The sequence below is a fragment of the Psychrobacter sp. R86515 genome, from assembly GCF_042466315.1.
Classification (GTDB): Bacteria; Pseudomonadota; Gammaproteobacteria; order Pseudomonadales; family Moraxellaceae; genus Psychrobacter.
In genome coordinates, this window is the sequence record NZ_JAXHCC010000001.1 from 2,493,347 (window position 1) to 2,514,026 (window position 20,680).

The window sequence follows — 20,680 nt, forward strand, 5'->3', positions numbered from 1 at the left end:
GACGTCACCCCAACTGAGATAACACCATGAAAACAATAACACTCCCCTATTGGGGTCAAATTATTGGCTTAGTCAGTAAGGTCAACAGCACCCAAGCGGCGACTCAAAAGACAACCAAGCAAGATGGGCGCAGTCTTTTTATTACTCGCCAGCAGCACGTATCTGCTACGGTCTTATACGTTCTTGATCAACAAGGTGAGCAATTTAGCTTATCGACAACTGCGCTGCCTTGTGCGATGCAAGCCATCACCAAAATAGATGACAGCACTATTGTTATGATTGGTGATGATGGTCATCTTTATCAAACGGATTGGCAAGCCAAGAAAATCAAGAAGACCAGTGCTAAATCCTTGCTTAATGCACCTGAAAATAATAGCAGTACTATAGGCCGTGCCGTAGCAATGGCACCACTACAAGACGCCTTGGCTATTTTATATCCAAAACACATTGTGGTATGGCCCTATCAGGACAGCCAAGCCAGCAGTACTGTCATCATTGAGCCTTATTCGTCTTCTATAGCAGCATCAAGTAAGGAGTCTGCATTAACCGCGCTAGCAACCTCAAGTGATGGCTCGTGGTTAGTCGTAGCAGATAAAACAGGAGATGTTAGTAGCTATCAATGGAGCTCAGATAAAGCTCAGCTCACTCTAAGTAGCCGAAAACAGCTCCACCAAGGTAGGGTAAACGCGCTGTGTTTTGAGCCAGTTGGGCAGTACTTCTTCTCAGCAGGCGCAGATAAGTGCTTATACCGTACTCATGTCCAAGGCGATCTGCATCCTGTTGATAGAGCCAAGTCTAGCCAACACAGCGAAATGATCACGGCGCTTTGTGTCTCAGACACTCGGCTCTTCACTGCCGCCGATGACAAGAGCGTCAAATCATGGGCATTTGATAAAGGTCAGCCAAACAGCTGTAAAGAGGATCTAACCAAGGCGCGACAGATCGTCTTATCTTCTTACGCTGAACAACCAATGCTCATCGTCGTCAGTGTCGATCAGAGCTTACGTTTCATACCGATAGACCTCACTCAGAGCAATGTACCAAATAGTAAGCTACTGCCAGTCACTTATATCATCAAAGATGGCTATCAGAGAGTCAGCCAGTTACTGACAGATACGTCAAACAATAATGATGTTTCGTTTAAAGAAGGCTTGGCGCTGCTACAGGTGCAAGCAGATAACCAAACGTTAGAACTGGTTAAAAAATTACTTGCTGATAGCGACACGCTCACGGCCAACCAAGCATTGCAATTGGTACAGTGGGTTGCTACTACTAATCTTGATAAAACTGCACAGGTTTTAGAGCAGCAACTAAGCTCGGCGCACAGTGCAAAAGTACGTCTTGCTGCTTTTCATGCCTTGGCCGACCGCGCAAGTACGGCGAAGCGCCCGCTGCATTATTTAGAAGAAGCCTTTAAAAACCGTTACTACGAAGAAGTGGTGGCTTCTGCGTTACAAGGTTACCTAAAGGTTGCAATGAAGGATGCCACCAGCCAGCGCCGCATTTTACCTATTTTAAGAGACGCGTTGTCACACAGTTTTGCGAATATTCGCAAGCAAGCATTGGCCTCCCTTGAGACCTTATTGCCAGAAAACAGTCCTCAAGCAGATTTGATGGCATTAGACTGCAATCAGTCAGACATTGTCCAATCAGGATTAATTCGTCTGTATCAGCGCGGTATGCTAAATCACCTTGAAGTCTCGCGTCAATTGATGCTGCTACAGAATCATCGTAATACAGAGATTAGGCAAACGGCGTTTTACGTCTCATTACTGTCTCAGCCTGAGTTGATAGAGGCGTTGAAACAGCAAGGTGACACGCAAACTTTACGTACCCTGTCTGATTTTGATGACTTTCGCTTACTGCGCGGCACGCTACTAGATAATGCTAGCAGCACAGCGGCAAATGATAAGAGTGTTAAACAATCCGATGAGGCGATCCGTTTAACCTTATCCACGCAAGATTTTATCTCGCAAACAGATAATACCCAAGCATCTAAGAGTAAGGCTAAAACGGTAAAATCCAAGAAGCCTGCTACTGAATCTATAAAGCTAAGCAATGACACGTTAGAGCCATTATTACAAAGCTTAAGCAATAGTCACGAAGATATCAGTTTCCGAGCGGCTTATGCGCTGGCTTGCCTACAAGACAAACGGGCGTTTGGCACCCTGATTAGTCTGATGAGCCATGAAGACAGTGCCATCATCCGTGCTGGTGTCGCCACCGCGCTTGGTCATTTAAATATAGAAGATGCCAAAGCAGTCCTACCGACATTACTAGACGATAAGGACGCTGGCGTGCGCCAAGTGGCTATGCAAGCCTATGGCAAATTGGCAGACAATGCATTGTCTTGGGCAGCGACGGGTTTTGCTTCTAAACATCAAGACATTCATGAGCAGTCTTTAGCACTGTTTTTAAAGCATGTCGCACCAGATAGCTCAAATAGCAGTGACAAAAGCGCTCAGATGTCGTCAGAGATGACAGACATATTGCTACAGGCATTGAACAATCCTTTTACCAGTATTCGGCTAGAAGTGGTTAAAGTTCTATTAAACCGCCAATTTAAACACTCATCTGACAATGTTTCTAAAAATGTTTCTGATAGCGCCATCGTTGACATCATTGAGCTATTGCAGCAAAGCCTCTTTGAAGATGTGCATCAAGTGGCGATAGAAGAATGGCAACGACTGTTGCTAGCGATGAATTCGAAGCATAAAACAAATAAAGTTGAAGAAACTGATATTCAAAAGACCAATCAAGCTGTCCTGACCCTATTCTTTTCAGATACGTTTGCCGATATCCGTAAGCAAGCCTTTGACATCGCATTGAAACAGAGCAAACACTTAGGGTTTGCTGACGTCATGTTGAGCGCGCTTGCCAGCCCTTATGCTGATATCAAGCAACTAGCCCTTACGACAGTGCAAGCCAGAGCGAATACGACTCAGCTGACACAACTGATGCCAGCTCTAGTGGCTATGTTCGCTGATGACAGTATTGAGCTGCGCAAGCAAGCCTTGACGGTCGCTTTGGCGTTGACAGACTTGCAGCCTACTATTTTAGCGGATCACAGTAGCCTAGATGATAGTAGCGCCGATGATCAACCGAATCATCACGAAGCATTGATTACTGCAGCCCTCAACAGCCCTTATCCTGATATTCAGCTAACAGTCGCGCAACTACTAGCCAGTCAATCACGCCTATATGCTGACGAAGAACAGGCACAGCGGAGTGATGAACAAGCGTATCAAGTCTTTAAACACTATCTAGAACTGCCTATGCCTTCTCAAGGCAAGAAAAGTGATAGCTATACCCAGTGGCACAATCATGTAAGCCAAGCACTGTTTGGTTTGTCTAAACTGGCATACCCATCAAAGCATGATGCGTTAGGTTGGTATGCTAAATATCTACACCACTCTGATGCTGATTTTAAACCTCTTGCACCAAAGATTACGCAGATAGTTTCTTTCGAGGACATTGATCTACTGGTGAAATGGCAAAAAGATGAGCGCGACATTATCAATCAATCAGCCAGTTTGTGTTTGGCTATTTTGGGTGATGCTCGCGGGCAGTACTTCCTTACTCATAACATAAGAGACGAAACAGACAATCTAAGTACGCTTGTTGCACCGACGACGCCTACGCATTGGCTACAAGCGCAGCATGGTTTAGGTATTACACATGCCCGTCAACTACAGCCTTTGTTTGAGTCAGAGTCTTATACAGTAGCAGCCAGACTGTTATTGATATTTAATGATTTACAGAATGGCTTGCAAGGTGGCCTGCAAGCTCCTGAAACGACCGCTACTAGCACTATCAGGCCCAATCGACTGATAGAAGCGTTAAGTTTTGCAGATAATGACACGGCAGTAGTCTACGCCAACATACTCGCTCGTTACCCAGATGACGTACAACACCCTAATAACCAGCAAGCACTATCGTCAACGTGGCAGTACCTAAGTGATTATTTGTCACGTCAATTAGGCAGTATTTTATCTTCTCACTCTGAAGTCATCACGATGATGATGGATGCCATGCCAAACACGGCAGATAAAGGTGCTGTTAAAGGACAATCGCATAATACATCCTCTATCCGAGCAAGTATTCTGACAACCGTCAGTACCGAAAACTTACAACAGCTCGCCAACCTCAGTCGACATCAGCAGCCATTGGTACGCGCCCAAACTATTAGTGTTATCTGCCACTTATCTGAATTACTCGCCCATGACTACTATGACGATGAGGACGATGTTTTTGAGACATTACAAAAATGGCAACGCAGTTTGCAGGCATTGTTAAGTGCTCACCCTGTATCAGCCTCTATTCAGGATGTTTCAAACGACGATGCGCAAACAGTAGGTAGCTCTCCTACTGAACAACAAGACAATTTTGAAGTGCATTATCCATACCAGTCTCTTGCCTTTGGTGCTTGGATTGGCGTCATACGCGCAGGCGATGATTATTATGCTAATAGCAGCACCACAGACCAAGCCATTCGAGGGCTGATGTGGCTTGCTACTCAATCATCGGCGTTTGATACTAACAACAATGAGGACTGGCGAGACAGTACCAGTCGTGTGTTGTTGCCACTACTGAACCACAGTAGTTTTGACACTCGTGAGCTGGCTTGGACATGCTTGTATAAGCTGGACATGCCTGCCAAAAAGCTGGCTGACTATGCCATGAGCACGCCCTACCGTGACATGGTAAAACGCGGCTTGGATCTATTGCTAGATACCGCAAATAACAATGCCGTACAGCAGCAAAGCAAACCATCGGATACAGCTACTGTCAGTAGTAGCGCTGATCAACAACTCATTGATTTGTTAAAAACCAATAATCACACCTTAGCAGAAGAAGCCTATCAGCTGTTAAAGAGCCGACTAGGCCATCTGCCAGCCAGCTTGCTTGGGCTACAGACCTATTGTCAGTCGTTACTGCCTCAGATCGTTGCTGAATGGAAACAAGTCATCGTCACGCCCTTTGCAGACAGTCAATCGCCGTCAGTGCAGCGTCAAGACAAACTGACGTTTTTGCTGCACGCTGTGAAGAGTGATGATTGGAATGCAAAATATCAAGCACTGAGTCAACTGGTCGAGTTTCATGACGTACTCTTTGCGGACAGCACGCTATTTGATAGCTTATTTGATTTTGCTGAAGACGCTCAGGCCAGTAATGAGAAATACCGTAGCTGGAACTTACTTACTGAAGCACTCACGTCGTACCAATTCATCAATGAGAACACTGTAGAGGGTCATTTAAATAGCAGCTTTGATAGTGGTTTAGAGAGTAGCTTTAATATTGCGACTGCTGAACAGGTCGCCAATGAAGCGCACTTACGATTATTAGCCTTGCTTGATGACCCACATATCAACAAACCTAAGCAGTTTATTTATAGTGATATTGCTGACCTACGTAACACGAATCTCGTGGCGCCATTACTACAGCGTTTAGAAAGTCTGTTTGAGCACACGCCACAAAAGCATAAAGAAGAGCGTAAATATTTATTTGATACCTTAGTAAAAATCAGTGGTTACGATCAAAAAATTGAGGATTATTTGGACGAGCGTGAAGACACCCGTTGGTTACAACGTCAGCACCCTAGAGACTCGCAAGTCTTGTTGTCACTGTTTACTACGCTTATGAATCATAGTGATTATGCGCTTGCCGCGCAGCTATTACCGTCACTTGCATGGGTGCAATCGGATGACAGTGATTTGTCCTCGCGCATTGATACTGCTTTAGCGCTAGCCTACGAGCAGATGCCAGCTAACCATACCTTTAAGTTGGTTGAAGCACTGGTATATCGTGCCAAAAGACGGCATGGTAATATTGCCTCATTACAAAACGCTCTACGCAATAAAGACGCTGATGTGCAATTTGCTGCGGCTGAAGGACTCGCTAAATGCGGTCACGCTGATGGGGTCAATATCTTGATGGCTACGATAGATTACAACCCTGATGCTGAGTTCCGCAGCTGCAGTGTGTTAGCCATTGGCGAACTACTAGGCAGCAGTGACCATCAAAACCAAAATCAAAATGCTGACTCGCCTAATGCTAGCTCGCCTGCAGACAACGCTGATAACAACTTACAGGTTCATACCTTATACAAAGCCTATGATAAGTTAATCAAACTGGCCGAGGACGACGAGCACTACTTACAAGACGTGGCCAGTGAAGCATTAGGTCGCCTTGCACAAGGTGGTGACTTTGAGCATAGTCCACATATCTTTGAGCTACTAAAATCGCACTTGTCAGACCCCGCAGTCCATTTCACCAATCCCGCCATTGTCCATTGGTTAAATGGACTGCGCTGGCTGAATACCGTGCCGGCTTGGGAACAAATCCGCAACTATATACGCCTTCATCTTGATAAAGCCATATTTTTCCGTCCGCAAAAGCATGCGGTATGGCTACTACAAATGAATGATAACGATGCCAATAAAGCATTAATTTTAGATATCTTAAAGCAAAACAACCTAGATCGTGCTGTGCTCATGGTGGCTTATACTGCGGCACAGAAAACTTGGGGTAGCCTCGCATCGCAGATTTATCCTTATGATTGGGCAGCCATCCAAAGCCATAATGATGACTTTGTAGAAGAGACGGAGCGTTTGAGTCTAAAGCGTATCATTGATAATAGCAGCATCGATGAGCTGGCAGCATTTATCACCCAGCATGGCGCGCACTTGCCAGCTGACACCTTGATGGCACTGCAAAATGCCATTATGGCCAAGCAAGACATGCCAACATCACAGCTTACCGCGTTGATTACCAGTAACAACACACTGACACAGCATATTGGACTGTGCTATCTGACCCAATATCCGACCAACTATCTTGATAAAGAGATGGTTGCGACGTTGCAGCAGCGTTTTGACACTGAAAGCGAGCAATGGCATACGCTTATCGACACCATCAGCCGCAGTCCAACTACTATCAGCAATAGTCAGTGGATTAGCATGGTTGAGCAAGTGGGTGGCACCATCAGACAACTGGTTTGGCTAATCATGCGTCATGTGTCCATTACAACTGCCAAAGGAACTGTCGATAAAGCGGCTACTAAGCAAATCGCGGCAATGCTTGATTGGCTCAATGATGCTCGTCAACCATTGACTATCACCTCTATTCCATTACTCTCTACTACTGTTAGTGATTGGTGGCAGCAAGCGCTGTTGGCACTACTGGCCAGACCAGTCGCTGACGATAAGGTGTTATCAAATATAGTGCCAACATTGAGCAGCGTATCAACTACGGTTCAATCGCCGCTCACTTATGACAACCAAACCTTACTATCAACGCTACTAAGTCGTATTGAACAAAGCGGTACATCTACCCAAAAATCCATAATAACGGTAGTAAAGAATGCGCTGAAACATAAGGGCTTGTCTACCGAGAGACCAATCAATCAACAGCTGCTACAGTGGATCAGAGCAAAAGACGCTGACGCACTTTATCATTGTGCAAATAATGACAACATGGAGCTGACGGTTCGTATCCGCGCTATCGAAGCGCTTGGGCAGCTACATGATCCAAATATTGAACAATGGCTGACAACACTCATGGCACATGAAAATTCAGACATTCAGAAGCTTGCTTACAAAGTACTACGCCGCTGGCAACGTGCCATGATACGAGCACAGCAAAAGCGTCCATTATCATCTGGCAAATTGTCATCTGGCAATATGGAATCGCAATCTAGCTCGACCATCGCAGCACAACGTAGTCAGGACAGCAGTCAAAAAAGCAATCAGGGTGAAGGAGACAGTCAATGACTATAGACAATCAATTAGACCAAGCATCAGAAATAGTGGCAAACACTGATGGCCTGATGATGCAGTTGGACTACGCCGCACCCAGCCAAATCAGTCAAGTTAATGAACCGTCAGACTCACTGTCGGAGGCGCAAACGACCGAACACACTCAGCATGTGGCATTATTTACTCAGCTGAATCGATCGGAGGTTAACTTCCACGGTAAGGTCAAGTCTCCCCTTGTCTTTCGTGACAGTTTGCTAGCGCTGTTTGATGTGGTCAGTAGTGATTACCGCTATGTGCCAAAAGACCGCTCAGCGTATACGGTATTTATGCAGATGCGCCGTGCCAGCAGCAATAAAAACCTATTTACTGCGCAGCGTGATTATTTCACGTGGCTATTTGATAACGACCCACTCGCCTTTTGTATTTTGGACCCGATTATTCAAGTGCATGAGCAAGGTGTTAGCTTTGAGGTATTTAGCCGTGATGAAGGCTGTTACGCCCAACTGACATTGACCAATGAGATTTTTGATCAAAGTGCTAAGCCTACCCTTGGTACCACAAGTATTGATTACAGTGCGGCGTTGTTTAACGGTATTGAGAAAATACGAGATCATCAACAAACGGTATTAGACATTGGTCATGAAGCGGTCGGCTTACAGTTACTCGAAACCATGCCAGAGCCCGCTGAAGCAGATACTGATAGTACAGTGGCCACGCCCACCGTAAAAAAACAGATCATAGAAAAGCGCATTAATGTGCCCAAAAGCTGGATCAGAGCACTGCTGCAAGTACAGTCTGCAGGTCAATTGCCACAAGATACCATCCATCTCGATCCAATCGCACTGTATAACGTGCTGTTTGAGCTGCGTATGCATGCTGACGTCAAAGGCAAACGCCGAGGATTGCTGATTGAGCTTAGACCCCAGCAGCAGCCGGTGATTATATTAGAACCTTTTGATATTACTGTTACCAGCCAAGTCAGCCAACAGCAAAAGCCCTATCAAGGTCAACAAGCAAAGCTCATTCGCTTATGGGGTCGCCGTCGTCTCAGCCTATTAAAACGTCTGTTGCCGCATACTGACAGCGTTTCGGTATCGCTACTGGGTCAAGGCATGCCAAGCTATTGGACACTAAAAGGCAAAGGCTTTCATTTTACCTTTGCTATGACAGGCTTTAGCCAAGCTAATTGGTCACAGTCATTAAACTTTGACTTACTGTTACCCAGGCGCCCATTGCGTAATACATTAGCTGCCAGTGAAGGCTTACCAGACAGTAGTAAAGCAACTTTAAATGACAGCAATAATGATAGTAACGCTGAGCATAATGGTTTGTCTGTATTAATTAAAACACTGGAAAATACCCCCAGCAATCTAGAAGACTTGGTAAAGTCGCTATCAGCAGATGCTTCATTAACGTCTGTGCCTGTTTCTCACTCACAAGTACAGCAGTGGTTACTGTCAGGTACTCAGCAAGGCTTAATTCGCTATGAGATGGCGACGCAGCTGTATCACTACAGACCTTTGAGCCAAGTGCCGCTTGATATGGCACAGTTCGCTTATCACAATGAGGCAGAAAAGCAGGCTTTTGATTTGATGAGCCGTACGGATGCCGTGCAGAAATTCTCCGTTGAGACTGTCGCTGTCAAAGGTATTACCATTCGTGCAGATATTCATGTCGAAGAAGACAGGCGTACTTATCACAGCCAGCTGCAATTAGGCGATGAAGGGCTAGTCACCAAGGCGGAATGTAGCTGTCCGCAGTACTTGCAGCACCGACTCACTCATGGTGTGTGCGCGCATCTTATTGCGCTACGACTTAGATATAATCAATACGACCCAAATAACACGGGCAATGACAGTTGGCATGACACTCGTGTCTTGAGTAAACGCGTACCGAGTAAGCGCTTACATCAACCTAAGAACAAACAAGAAAGCGTACAAGTAGCATTCAATAGCTCGTTGATGACATTACCTTCTGCACCGACGCTTGATTTAACGGCCTTAGCCCAAACAGCTGCTCAGATACACGCGACTACAAGCGATAAGACACAAGCGTTAACCGCACAAGAGACCGCTATTGCTTATGTTTACATCACCATTGCCCATAAGAAGATTACCATCGAACAAACAATAGGTGACAAGGATACGCGCCAGCAGCTGGTGTTCAATCAGCCTGCTCAAGCCAAAGCGGCTTATTTACAACATATTGCCAGATTTGAAGCCAAAGGCTTTATCGAAAACCAAGGGATGTAAGGTATGACCACACAAACAGCCAACAATAACGATTACATCAGCCCTGAGCCAACATCCACTCCTTTTGAGCGTCAGTGGCAGCAACTATGGCAAGATATTGAGCTAGCAGGCGGACGTTACCAATATGTTCAGCAGCAGCTGGTCAGTCAAGGCTTTATGGTCGAGCGTCAACCTGTCGACAATATGAGCCCAAAAGAACGGGAACGCTATAAGAAAGCCTTAAAAAAGGAAGCAGCTGAAGAAAAAAGTCTCAAAAAAGCTGCTTGGCAAGCATACAAAGCGCATCACATGGTTTATCTTGGTCGTCATGTATATTGGACGGACGATACCAGTACCGATAAGTGGGATATCAAAGATGCGGCCAATCGGCTGATTGAAAATAAACTGCCACTGCTGCGTAAACATAATGAGTTAGCAGAAGCGGTTAATCTCACCATCCCGCAGTTAAAAGGATTGTGCTATCAAAGAGAGGTCGCCACCAATCTGTCTTATTCGCATTTTACTATTACCAAGCGCAATGGGACAGCACGTCAAATATGGTCGCCGATACCACGTTTGAAGTTTGTACAACGCTGGATTTTGCACAACATTTTGAATAACTTAACGACGCATGGTGCCGCCCATGGCTTTGTACGCGGCAAATCTATCGTGACCAATGCAGCCGTACATAGCAACAGCGAGCTCCTTATTAAGCTTGATGTCAAAGATTTCTTTCCTAGCGTGAGCTGGCGCCGTGTCAAAGGGGTCTTTCGTCATGCTGGCTACCCAGAGCAAATTGCGACATTACTGGCATTACTCTGTACAGAGTCGCCTAGACAAGTGGTGCAGCAAGATGGCGTTACCTACTATGTGGCACTGGGTGATAGAGCCTTGCCACAAGGTGCGCCTACCAGTCCTGCATTAACGAACATTATTTGCTTAAATCTGGACCGCCGCTTGACAGGGTTGGCAGAAAAGTTAGGCCTACGTTATAGCCGTTACGCCGATGACTTGACGTTCAGTGTTCCCGCTATTGAAGACACCAAACCCAAATCGAAGGCTAAAACAACGATTAAAGCCACGACCAGCATCGCAAAGAAACAAGCCGATACGCAGCACAACAAGCTAATCGGACAACTGCTCGGCTCAGTCCATAAGATATTATGCGAAGAAGGTTTTGCATTGAATAATGATAAAACGCGCGTGATTCGCAAAGGCAATCAGCAACAAGTGACAGGCATGGTGGTCAATGGACAAGGCATACCTAGGGTATCTCGTCAAATCAAAAAAATGTTGCGCGCGGCCGTCCATAACCTAGAGGCAGGCGGGCAATTGCGTGCTGATGAGACTTTAAATACGTTGTCAGGATATGCCGCTTGGATAGCCTCGGCAGAGCCAGAGCTAGGACATGCTTATCTAGATAGAATTGAGCGTTTGCAGGTGCAGCAAGAGACATCTTTATAGATATTTATTTATATTTATAAAAAATGAGTATTAGAAAACCCCATTTCTAATACTCATACTTATTTTAATGACGCGTACTAATATAAATATATTTCTATTACATCAATAAAAACGGTGCAGTACGGCTGTCTTTTGATTGGGCAACGTCATGTGGTGTACCTTGAGCGACGATTACCCCGCCCACATCCCCTGCCCCTGGCCCGATGTCAATGATCCAATCGCTATTGCTAGCCACTTGCATATCATGCTCAACCATAATAACAGTGTTCCCCGCATCGACAAGATCATTTAGTTGCGCCATCAGCATGGACACATCAGCAGGATGTAGACCTGTGGTTGGCTCATCTAAGATATATAGTGTCTCGCCTCGTTGCGTGCGCTGTAGTTCAGTGGCAAGCTTGATTCGCTGTGCTTCACCCCCTGACAGCTCAGTAGCTGGCTGACCCAAACGTAAGTAGCCAAGACCCACTTGCAGCAGTGCATCCAATGCACGCAAGATAGGCGCCTCATCGACAAAGAACTCATGAGCCGCTTCAACCGTTAAATTTAATACCTCAGCGATGTTTTTATCTCGATATGTGACGGCAAGCGTCTCGTCATCATAACGTTGCCCATGACAGACCTGACAAGGCGCATAAACACTTGGTAGGAACAGCAGCTCAACACTAACAAACCCCAATCCCTCACAATTTGGGCAGCGCCCTTTTTTGGTGTTAAATGAGAAACGTCCAGCGTCATAGCCGCATGCCTTTGCTTGTTTGGTTGCAGCAAATAACTTACGCACATCGTCAAACAAACCCGTATAGGTTGCCAAGTTAGAACGCGGCGTCCGCCCAATCGCCTTTTGATTGATATTGATAAGACGACGGATGTGCGACATGCCAGTGACGATTTCGCCACCAGTGACTGTTTCAAGCTCTTGCTCAAGCAAATCTGCCTCACCTACAGGCGCTTCAGGAACCGTTTTTTGCCCCAGTGCTTCATTGACAAGCTCTACCAACGCTTGGCTGATGAGACTCGACTTACCTGACCCTGAGACACCCGTGACACTGGTCATCACCCCAAGCGGAAACTCAACGTCTAATCCTGTTATGTTATTTCGCTCAATGTTGGCAAGCTTGAGCCAGGCTGCTGGCTGCCTTGTGCTAGATTTTGACTGTGCGTTAGACGTAGCATTGGCAAATAGATATTGACCAGTATGCGACTGCGTAACTTCACGAAGTCCATCTATAGGCCCACTATAAACAATCTCGCCGCCATGTGTACCTGCCTTTGGCCCGACATCGACTACCCAATCGGCATGTCTGATGACACTCACATCATGCTCAACGACAAACACCGAATTACCAGCGGCAATCAGCTCATCCAACGCACCTAGCAATGCTTGAGTATCAGCGGGATGCAGACCTGCCGATGGCTCATCAAGGACATATACCACGCCAAACAACTGCGAGCGAATTTGAGTGGCTAATCGTAATCGTTGTAGTTCACCAGGAGAGAGAGTCGGTGTGGTACGCTCAAGCGAGAGATAGCCCAACCCTAACCTTGTCAGCGCTTCAACACGAGAGAGAATGTCACTGGCGATACGCTGGGCGACGATGGCTTTTTCGCGGTTTGGTGTGTCATCGGCTACCTTGGTACGAGCGGTTACTTCTAATTTTTGTGCCATTTCTGTTAGCGTTAGCTGTGATAGCTCGCCTATATCCAATCCTGCAAACTTAACCGATAGCGATTCTTTCTTTAGTTTTTTGCCATGGCATTCTGGACACTCAGATATCTGCATAAACTGCGAGACGCGCTTTTTGGTACGTGGGCTCTGAGTGGTGGCAAAAGAGTGCAAAATGAAGTTTTTGGCACTGGTAAAAGTACCCATATAGTTTGGCTTTTCGCCTTTTTCGATCGCATCACGCGTTTGCTCAATGTTGTATTCAGGATAGACAGGTACTGTTGGCGTATCATCTGTAAACAAAATCCAATCACGCGTCTTTTTCGGCAGTGTGTGCCATGGTTTATCGATATCATAGCCTAATGTGGTCAATATACGGCTGAGGTTTTGACCTTGCCACGCTGGTGGCCATGCCGCAATTGCCCGCTCACGGATGGTCTTGGTATTGTCTGGGACCAGCAACTCTTCAGTGATTTCAAATACGCGGCCAATACCTGAACAAGTTGGGCAAGCACCATCTGGCGTATTGGGAGAGAACGCATCGGCATATAGTATTCCTTGATCTGCCGGATATTCTCCTGCTCGTGAGTACAGCATGCGTAGACCATTGGATATCGTCGTCACGCTACCCACGGACGAGCGCACTGAAGGTGTACCTCGCTTCTGCTGTAAGGCGACGGCTGGTGGCAACCCTTCTATAGAATCGACATCTGGCTCATCGACCTGATCGATCAGCCGTCTCGCATAAGGCGATACAGAGTCAAGATAGCGGCGTTGTGACTCGGCAAACAACGTACCAAATGCCAATGACGATTTACCTGAACCGGAGATACCGGTAAAGACCACTAAGGCATTGCGAGGCAAATCAACATCAACGTTCTTCAAATTGTGTACGCGTGCGCCTCTGACCTGAATGTTGTCTTGGTCAGGGTTATAAAGGGCATTCTTTACTGTGCTTGTTATACTTGTTTTTTCTTCTAATTTTTTTGAGTTCGCCATAGCGTTATTGTTCCTATCGAATCGTTGTTTATTCCTAACGGGCCTATTTTTCTTTACTTAATTAGTTGTCTTTACTTAATTAGCAGAAAGGTTAACACGTACCCATGTGTGGCCATGGCTAGGCTTACGTATCAATAGCATAGATAGACAAAACGATAACTCAAGTCATCCAATTATTAATAATAAAAAACCCACATCAAGGCGGGTTTTGTTTAGCAAGAAACGCTATTAAGTTGCTAAGAAGCTGACAACTTAGGTATTAGGACACAACCAAGCGCATCAATTGGGTGCTGATATAACCACCAAATGTCCCTACTGCGTAGCCTAAAATACCCAAGAACACTCCTACTGGTGCTAGCGACGGATGAAATGCCGTAGCGACAATTGGTGCTGAGGATGCACCGCCTGTATTGGCATTAGAGCCAACTGCCAAAAAGAAAAACGGCGCGCGAATAATCCTAGCGACGGCAAATATGATAACGACATGGATGCTCATCCATAGTAAGCCGATTAACAGTAAACGCCACTGTGAGACGATTCCAGCCAGATTGATTTGCATACCGATCGCGGCGATTAATACAAAGATAAATACCGTGCCGATTTTTGACGCGCCAACATGATCAAGCCTACGTATCTTAGTAAACGAAAATATAACCCCTATTACCGTAATAATCACTACCATCCAAAAGAACGAGCTGGCAAAGCTATACTGAACAGCCCAACTATAAGGCGCAAAGAAATCTGCAATCTGACCGCCGATAAAGTGTGCGACCCCGACCATTGCAAAGCATAAGCCAAACATCACCATCAAATCATTGATGGTTGCTGGGCGAGCATGATCACGCTCATAGCTCTCGACTGCTTTGACCACTTTATCAATACTACTAGTATCAGCGCGCAAAAAGCGGTCTATCTTATCGCTATGTTTTGCCATGACCAAAATAGCTAGCAGCCACAGTGAGGCATTGGTGGTATCGACCAAAATCATCATACCAAATAGATCATCACTGACTCCAAACAGCTCCTTCATCGCTGCTTGGTTGGCCGCGCCGCCTATCCAACTACCTGCTACAGCAGAAAACCCACGCCATAAAGTATCATCGGTAAACATCGCAGGCGATATCCACTTAGCGACTCCCAAACTGATCGGGCCACTGATGACGATAGCGATACTGGCAGCAAAAAACATCGCAATCGCTTTCCAGCCTAAGCCCAATATTTTGGGCACATCCATGGACAAGGTCATTAATAGCAAACTTGCTGGCAGTAAGTAAGTGGCAGTAAAACCATAAATCTGCGAACCAATACCATCGGCAAACACGCCTAAGCTATTTAGAGTGGCTGGTATAAAGCAGCAAAGCACAATACCAGGCAATACGGCATAAAATCGACGCCAAAATTTACCCGGTAAGCCTTGGGTATAAAAAACCAGACCAATAATGGCCATGATGATGCCAAAGGCTAATGGCAAATTATCAATTGCTAAGTTTGAGGTGGCAGGCATCAAAACGCTCCAAGAGTTACAACGGGCAAAAGTAAATCAGTATAGACAAGGCAAAAAACTCCTGCAAGCAGCCATCGACTATTAGCTAGGATTTGCCGAGTAGTATTTGACGGAATAAATAGCAAGGTAACGGTTAGGCAAGTAAGGGCATAAAGTAATCATGGCGCAATATAAAACAGGTAAACACAAAAAAGCCAGATAACAAGTATCTGGCTTTTTCAATGCTATCTTTAGACGATTAATGAATCAATGATTTTAATCGTCAAATATAGCTGTATTACGAGTTGTTACCACGGTTGCCGCCGTTTGGACGACCTTGGCCACGGCTGTCAGAACGACCAGCTGGACGACCTTGGCTGCCGCTTGGACGACCGCGACCAGTTGCAGCACGCTCACCACGTGGAACGCCATTGCTATCACCGCGGCTTGGGCCACCAGTGCGCTTGCCTTGATACGGCTTGCCACCTGAACGCTCATTTGGTTTGCCTGACGTGTCACGTGGCTTACCTTGATAACCGCTGTCGTTGCTAGCGCGTTGACCAGTTGGAGCGCTGTCGCTTGAACGACCACGACCACCACCGCTAGATTTACCAGCATAGCCACCGCCTGAACGACCACGGCCTTGACCGCCACCGCCGTTAGAACGACCACGACCACGGCCACGACCATTACCTTTGTTTTCGCTAGGTACGTAAGTTTTCTTAGGCTCCATACCTTCGATAACACATACTTCCATTTTGCGATCTAAATAACGGTTGATAGCGTTAAGCTGTGGACGATCATCCATGCTACATAGGCTGATAGCAACACCAGTACGACCAGCACGACCACAACGACCGATACGATGGACGTAATCTTCAGTCTGACGCGGCAAGTCATAGTTGATAACGTGCGAGATAGCTGGAATATCTAGACCACGAGCAGCAACGTCAGTCGCTACTAGAATTTTGACTTTACCATTACGCAAGTCTTGAACGATACGGTTACGCTTGCTCTGTGGCAAGTCACCATGTAGGAAGCTTGCTTTATGGCCCGCTTCTTGTAACTGTTTAGCCAGTTTTTCAGTGCTACGTTTGGTAGCAGCAAAGATAATGATTTGTTCCATATCTTGTTGGCAAACGATTTTGTCAAGTAAACGGTTTTTGTGATCAAAATCATCACAGTAGTACACTTTTTCTTCGATGTGTGCAGATTCTACTTTGATTGATACGCGCTCAGGGTTCTTAGTGAAGCTGGCAGCGATTTTACCTACTGGGCCATCCCAAGTTGCTGAACACATGATCGTTTGACGATCGATTGGTGCTGCACGAAGGATGTCACTGATGTCATCAGCAAAACCCATGTCTAGCATACGGTCAGCTTCGTCAAGTACCAATACTTCTAGGTTTGACAAATCAACACGACCTGCATTGATATGGTCAAGTAGACGACCAGGAGTTGCAACGATTACTTGAACGCCCTTTTTCAAAGCAGTGATCTGACCGTTGTATGGTGCGCCGCCAACTAGTGGTACACAAAATAGACCGCGCATGTCTTTAGAATAAGTGCGAACGCTGTCATGTACTTGCTGAGCAAGTTCACGCGTTGGCGTTAGGATAAGTGCTTTGGTTAGTTTGTCAAAGCTAGTAGCACGGCTCAAACGGTCAAGTACAGGGATAACGAAAGCCGCTGTTTTACCACTACCCGTTTGCGCTGACAATAAAAGGTCACGACCAGCTAGAGCAAAAGGAATGGCTTGTTCTTGAATAGGGGTTGGATTGGTATAGCCACTGCGATCAAGCGCAGTAAGAATTGGCTTAGCAATGCCAAGATCTGTAAAGGTGATTTTGTTTTCTTCAGCAGCGTCAGTAGCAGCCGCTTGAGTATTATTATCAGTATTTGGAGTGTCAGTGTTTTCGATGATGCCGTTTTCAGCGGCGATTGCAGATAAGATGTCAGTCATAAGAATCCTTGGTAAGTATAAGTTGCTGTAAATTCAGCAAACTTGATGCATACCACTGATAACCGTTCACCACGCTGCTCTTATTAGCATTACCGAGCAACATAAAATTGTCGATAATTAGAAACCAAGCCAATAGAGCTTAGCGTCTTTATAATAAATGCGTTCGTGCTGTCTGACGTATTTTGGTGGTAGTGCCGAGTGTCTTATCCTTGCTTGATATACGCTCATTATCAATGCTTTGTCCAAAGCAGATAAAGGCAAACAGCAACCAATCTAGACCCTAGTTATAGGCCAGTAGATAAGATATGAGTCAAAAATAACGGATATTTTTAAAAGGTTATTTAAGTACACAAAATCATCGGCAACAATTACTTATGGTCATCCTAGACCCAAAATCGCAGGCGATGTTATCAATCTCATAATTCACGAAAGCCTAAGCTAACGTGGCGACGCAGTATAGCACAATAAAAAAATATATGTACCTATTTCTTCAATTACTGAGTAAATAAGCACTAATAGTGTTGATAATAAACAAATTTAGGTAGTTTATTTAAGAACTTAAATGAACTACTCGCTATTTATCTATCGTACTACTTTGACTTCTGTTACATAAGTAGGTAGCTGCCATGCCCCGCCCGCCTCGATTAAGCGGCAAAGTCCAGTGGTGCTTTCATGGCTTTTTTCAAAGGCACGACCCGTCCATAGCCAATCAGTTTTGCTCATGCAATCACCGATGCCGCGCCCTTTTTGTACAGAGGTAAGCTTGCCTTTATCGTAGCCAGTAGCATTGGTCGTCACCAACGTTGGCTTATAAGGTTTACTATCATTGATCACCCAAACCCCTGCTCCAGCGTTATAAGCGCCCGTCCAGCACTCATGCTGTGCCAACAGTTGCGAGCCATTTAGACGACTGATACGCCAAGGTGATTTGTCTGAAAGATTGGGACAAACGCTGTCTGCATCTTTCATTGTGCCTTTTACCAACGCTGCCAACTGAGAGGACCTCATCACAAACTTTTTGTCATTACCATCGTCTGCTTTGGCACTTGGCACAACAAACCGCAGTACTGGCGCGGCTTTAGGAGGCAATATACCGCCACTAGATTTAACAGCATCGTCATTTTTAATAAAGGCACTGGATGTACCAACGCGACCTTGGAACTCATCGGCTTTTAGCATGGCAGCACTGGCACCTTTGTCAGAGAGCTGCCAACGTGAATTGCGCAAGGCCAACGTAATCTTGCTAGATTTGGTCAACGCCTCTAACAGTGCAGTTACTTGCGCTTGAGTAAGCTCAGCGTTACCTGCAGCGGCTGAATACGGCTTAGTCTCGCCATAATCCTTGTCATTAATAAACAACGAGATACGATGACGATTACCGAGCTGCATTAGGGCTTTAGATGAGCTGTCCTTTGCCCCGCCAAGTTTTACTTTACCATCCACGCCAGCATTCGCACCTGCGCGGCGTACGAGCAATATAGAAACCGGAAACTCGCTGTTATTCTCTGCTTGATAGCCTGCCAGCCGGCACGTACGCGTATTATCACAAGCGACTTGCCAATCTTGACTGGTAAACTCAGTCGATGTACTGGCCATACTGGTGGTACTAAATAAAGCTGTGCTAAGCGCTGCAAGTACAGGCAGTAATATTTTATTTTTTATCATATAGGTGGGTTGTTCTTTTATTTTTTTAGGTATGTTTTCCGAATAATGCTCTACAGTGATGTTTTTGAGATTTTTATTAGACTGGGTACTACTGTCGTGACTGTTGTTATCAGACTTATTATCGTTATAGGTAATGTCTGACCTACTAACACCAGTTAAATCAGCGCCTCTTGATAGCGACATATTGTTTATATAATTATTGTCTTTCATAATCATCACCTTTCAGTAGAAGAAGTATAAACACCTGTCTATTGTAATGGTGCTCGGCTATCTTAACGCACTAGTGTTTCTATCTGTTGTACTAATGTATCATTGTGTAAAGACAAAAGGAAGACCTAGCATGTATTATATTCACTTTTATAAATATAAATAAAAAGGCTGATAAGCTATTTGCTTATCAGCCCTGCTGCTGTGTTTAAAGTTTATTTATGCTTAAACTGTACTGTTAGATCTAAACTGTATTGAGTACTTAGTTTAGTCGATTGGTTTTAGCTCTAGCGCTACTGCACGCTTAACCGCAGGACGTTCAGCAATTTGCTTAGCCCAGCGCTGCAAGTGTTTATAGTCTTCTACTTGTAAAAACTCTGCTGCGTCATAGAGCTTACCTAGTGCCAACTGACCATACCAAGACCAGACAATCATATCCGCAATGTTGTAATCAGATTCATCATTGCCGCATAGGTACTCATGGTCTTTTAGATGCGTATCTAATACATCGAGCTGGCGCTTGGTTTCCATCGTATAGCGGTTGATTGGATACTCTAGAGGTTCAGGCGCATACGCATAAAAGTGCCCAAAGCCGCCACCTAAGAAAGGCGCGCTACCCATTTGCCACATAATCCAAGACAAACAATCTGCTCGCGCTTTGCCAGTAGCCAGTGGCAGAAACTTATCAAACTTCTCTGCTAGATACATTAAGATAGCGCCCGACTCAAAGAGTGCTATCGGCTCCCCCGCTGTATCAGTAGAATGATCGACCAAGGCTGGAATCTTTGAATTGGGGTTTATCTCTACAAACCCTGAGCCAAACTGCTCACCTTTAGAGATGTCGATTTTGTATGCATCATATGCTGCCCCGTCAATACCAAGTTCGGCCAGCTCTTCTAGTAGTATGTTGACCTTGACACCATTTGGTGTATTTAACGAATACAGCTGTAACGGAGCATCACCAATGGGCAACTCTTTATCATAGCGAGCTCCAGACGTTGGACTATTAATACTAGCAAATTTGCCGCCATTATCTTTATCTTGCGTCCAAACTTTTGGTGGTACGTATTTATTATTATCTTGACTCATAATTTATCCTCGGTTTGTATTTATGACTGCCGCGAAGGTTTACTATAACGAGAACTCGTAACGATATTAAAGTCCTCTCTTGTAATCAATGTTGTGTTTCTACTGCCAAAGTAAATAGAGACGAGCTATTAGCACGCATCGAATTTTTTGTCTTAT

The 20,680-nt window shown here is 45.4% G+C and carries 8 protein-coding genes; 3 read left to right on the top strand and 5 right to left on the bottom strand.

What is annotated here, in order from left to right; translation table 11 throughout:
* Window positions 1-26 precede the first annotated feature (26 nt).
* Genes SJY28_RS10385 through SJY28_RS10395 form a run of 3 tightly spaced genes read left to right on the top strand, consistent with a single transcriptional unit; the run spans window position 27 to window position 11,452 of the window.
* Window positions 27-7,772 carry a HEAT repeat domain-containing protein gene (locus SJY28_RS10385; RefSeq protein WP_379544392.1) on the top strand — a complete coding sequence of 2,582 codons (7,746 nt, stop codon included), beginning with the start codon at window positions 27-29 and terminating at the stop codon, window positions 7,770-7,772.
* On the top strand, window positions 7,769-10,009 hold the full coding sequence (locus tag SJY28_RS10390; protein ID WP_379544393.1) for a hypothetical protein: 2,241 nt from the start codon (window positions 7,769-7,771) through the stop codon (window positions 10,007-10,009). The genes SJY28_RS10385 and SJY28_RS10390 overlap by 4 nt, the downstream gene beginning before the upstream one ends.
* Before the next feature lie 3 nt (window positions 10,010-10,012).
* A complete protein-coding gene (locus tag SJY28_RS10395; RefSeq protein WP_379544394.1) occupies window positions 10,013-11,452 on the top strand; it encodes a reverse transcriptase family protein in 1,440 nt (479 codons plus the stop codon).
* 97 nt (window positions 11,453-11,549) lie between these two features.
* Here SJY28_RS10395 and uvrA read toward each other — a convergent pair whose 3' ends face one another.
* From uvrA to yghU, 5 genes are all read right to left on the bottom strand, one after another.
* The gene (gene uvrA / locus SJY28_RS10400; RefSeq protein ID WP_379544395.1) at window positions 11,550-14,117 is read right to left on the bottom strand and encodes an excinuclease ABC subunit UvrA; all 2,568 of its coding nucleotides are present in this window, start codon (window positions 14,115-14,117) and stop codon (window positions 11,550-11,552) included.
* A gap of 259 nt (window positions 14,118-14,376) precedes the next feature.
* The gene (locus tag SJY28_RS10405) at window positions 14,377-15,621 is read right to left on the bottom strand and encodes a DUF819 domain-containing protein (protein ID WP_379544396.1); all 1,245 of its coding nucleotides are present in this window, start codon (window positions 15,619-15,621) and stop codon (window positions 14,377-14,379) included.
* 277 nt (window positions 15,622-15,898) lie between these two features.
* On the bottom strand, window positions 15,899-17,563 hold the full coding sequence (locus tag SJY28_RS10410) for a DEAD/DEAH box helicase (RefSeq protein ID WP_379544397.1): 1,665 nt from the start codon (window positions 17,561-17,563) through the stop codon (window positions 15,899-15,901).
* Between the two features lie 582 nt (window positions 17,564-18,145).
* Entirely contained in the window at window positions 18,146-19,438 is a 1,293-nt protein-coding gene (locus tag SJY28_RS10415) for a DUF1176 domain-containing protein (RefSeq protein WP_379544398.1), read from the bottom strand.
* Between the two features lie 264 nt (window positions 19,439-19,702).
* Window positions 19,703-20,524 carry a glutathione-dependent disulfide-bond oxidoreductase gene (yghU, locus tag SJY28_RS10420; RefSeq protein ID WP_379544399.1) on the bottom strand — a complete coding sequence of 274 codons (822 nt, stop codon included), beginning with the start codon at window positions 20,522-20,524 and terminating at the stop codon, window positions 19,703-19,705.
* Window positions 20,525-20,680: the final 156 nt, after the last annotated feature.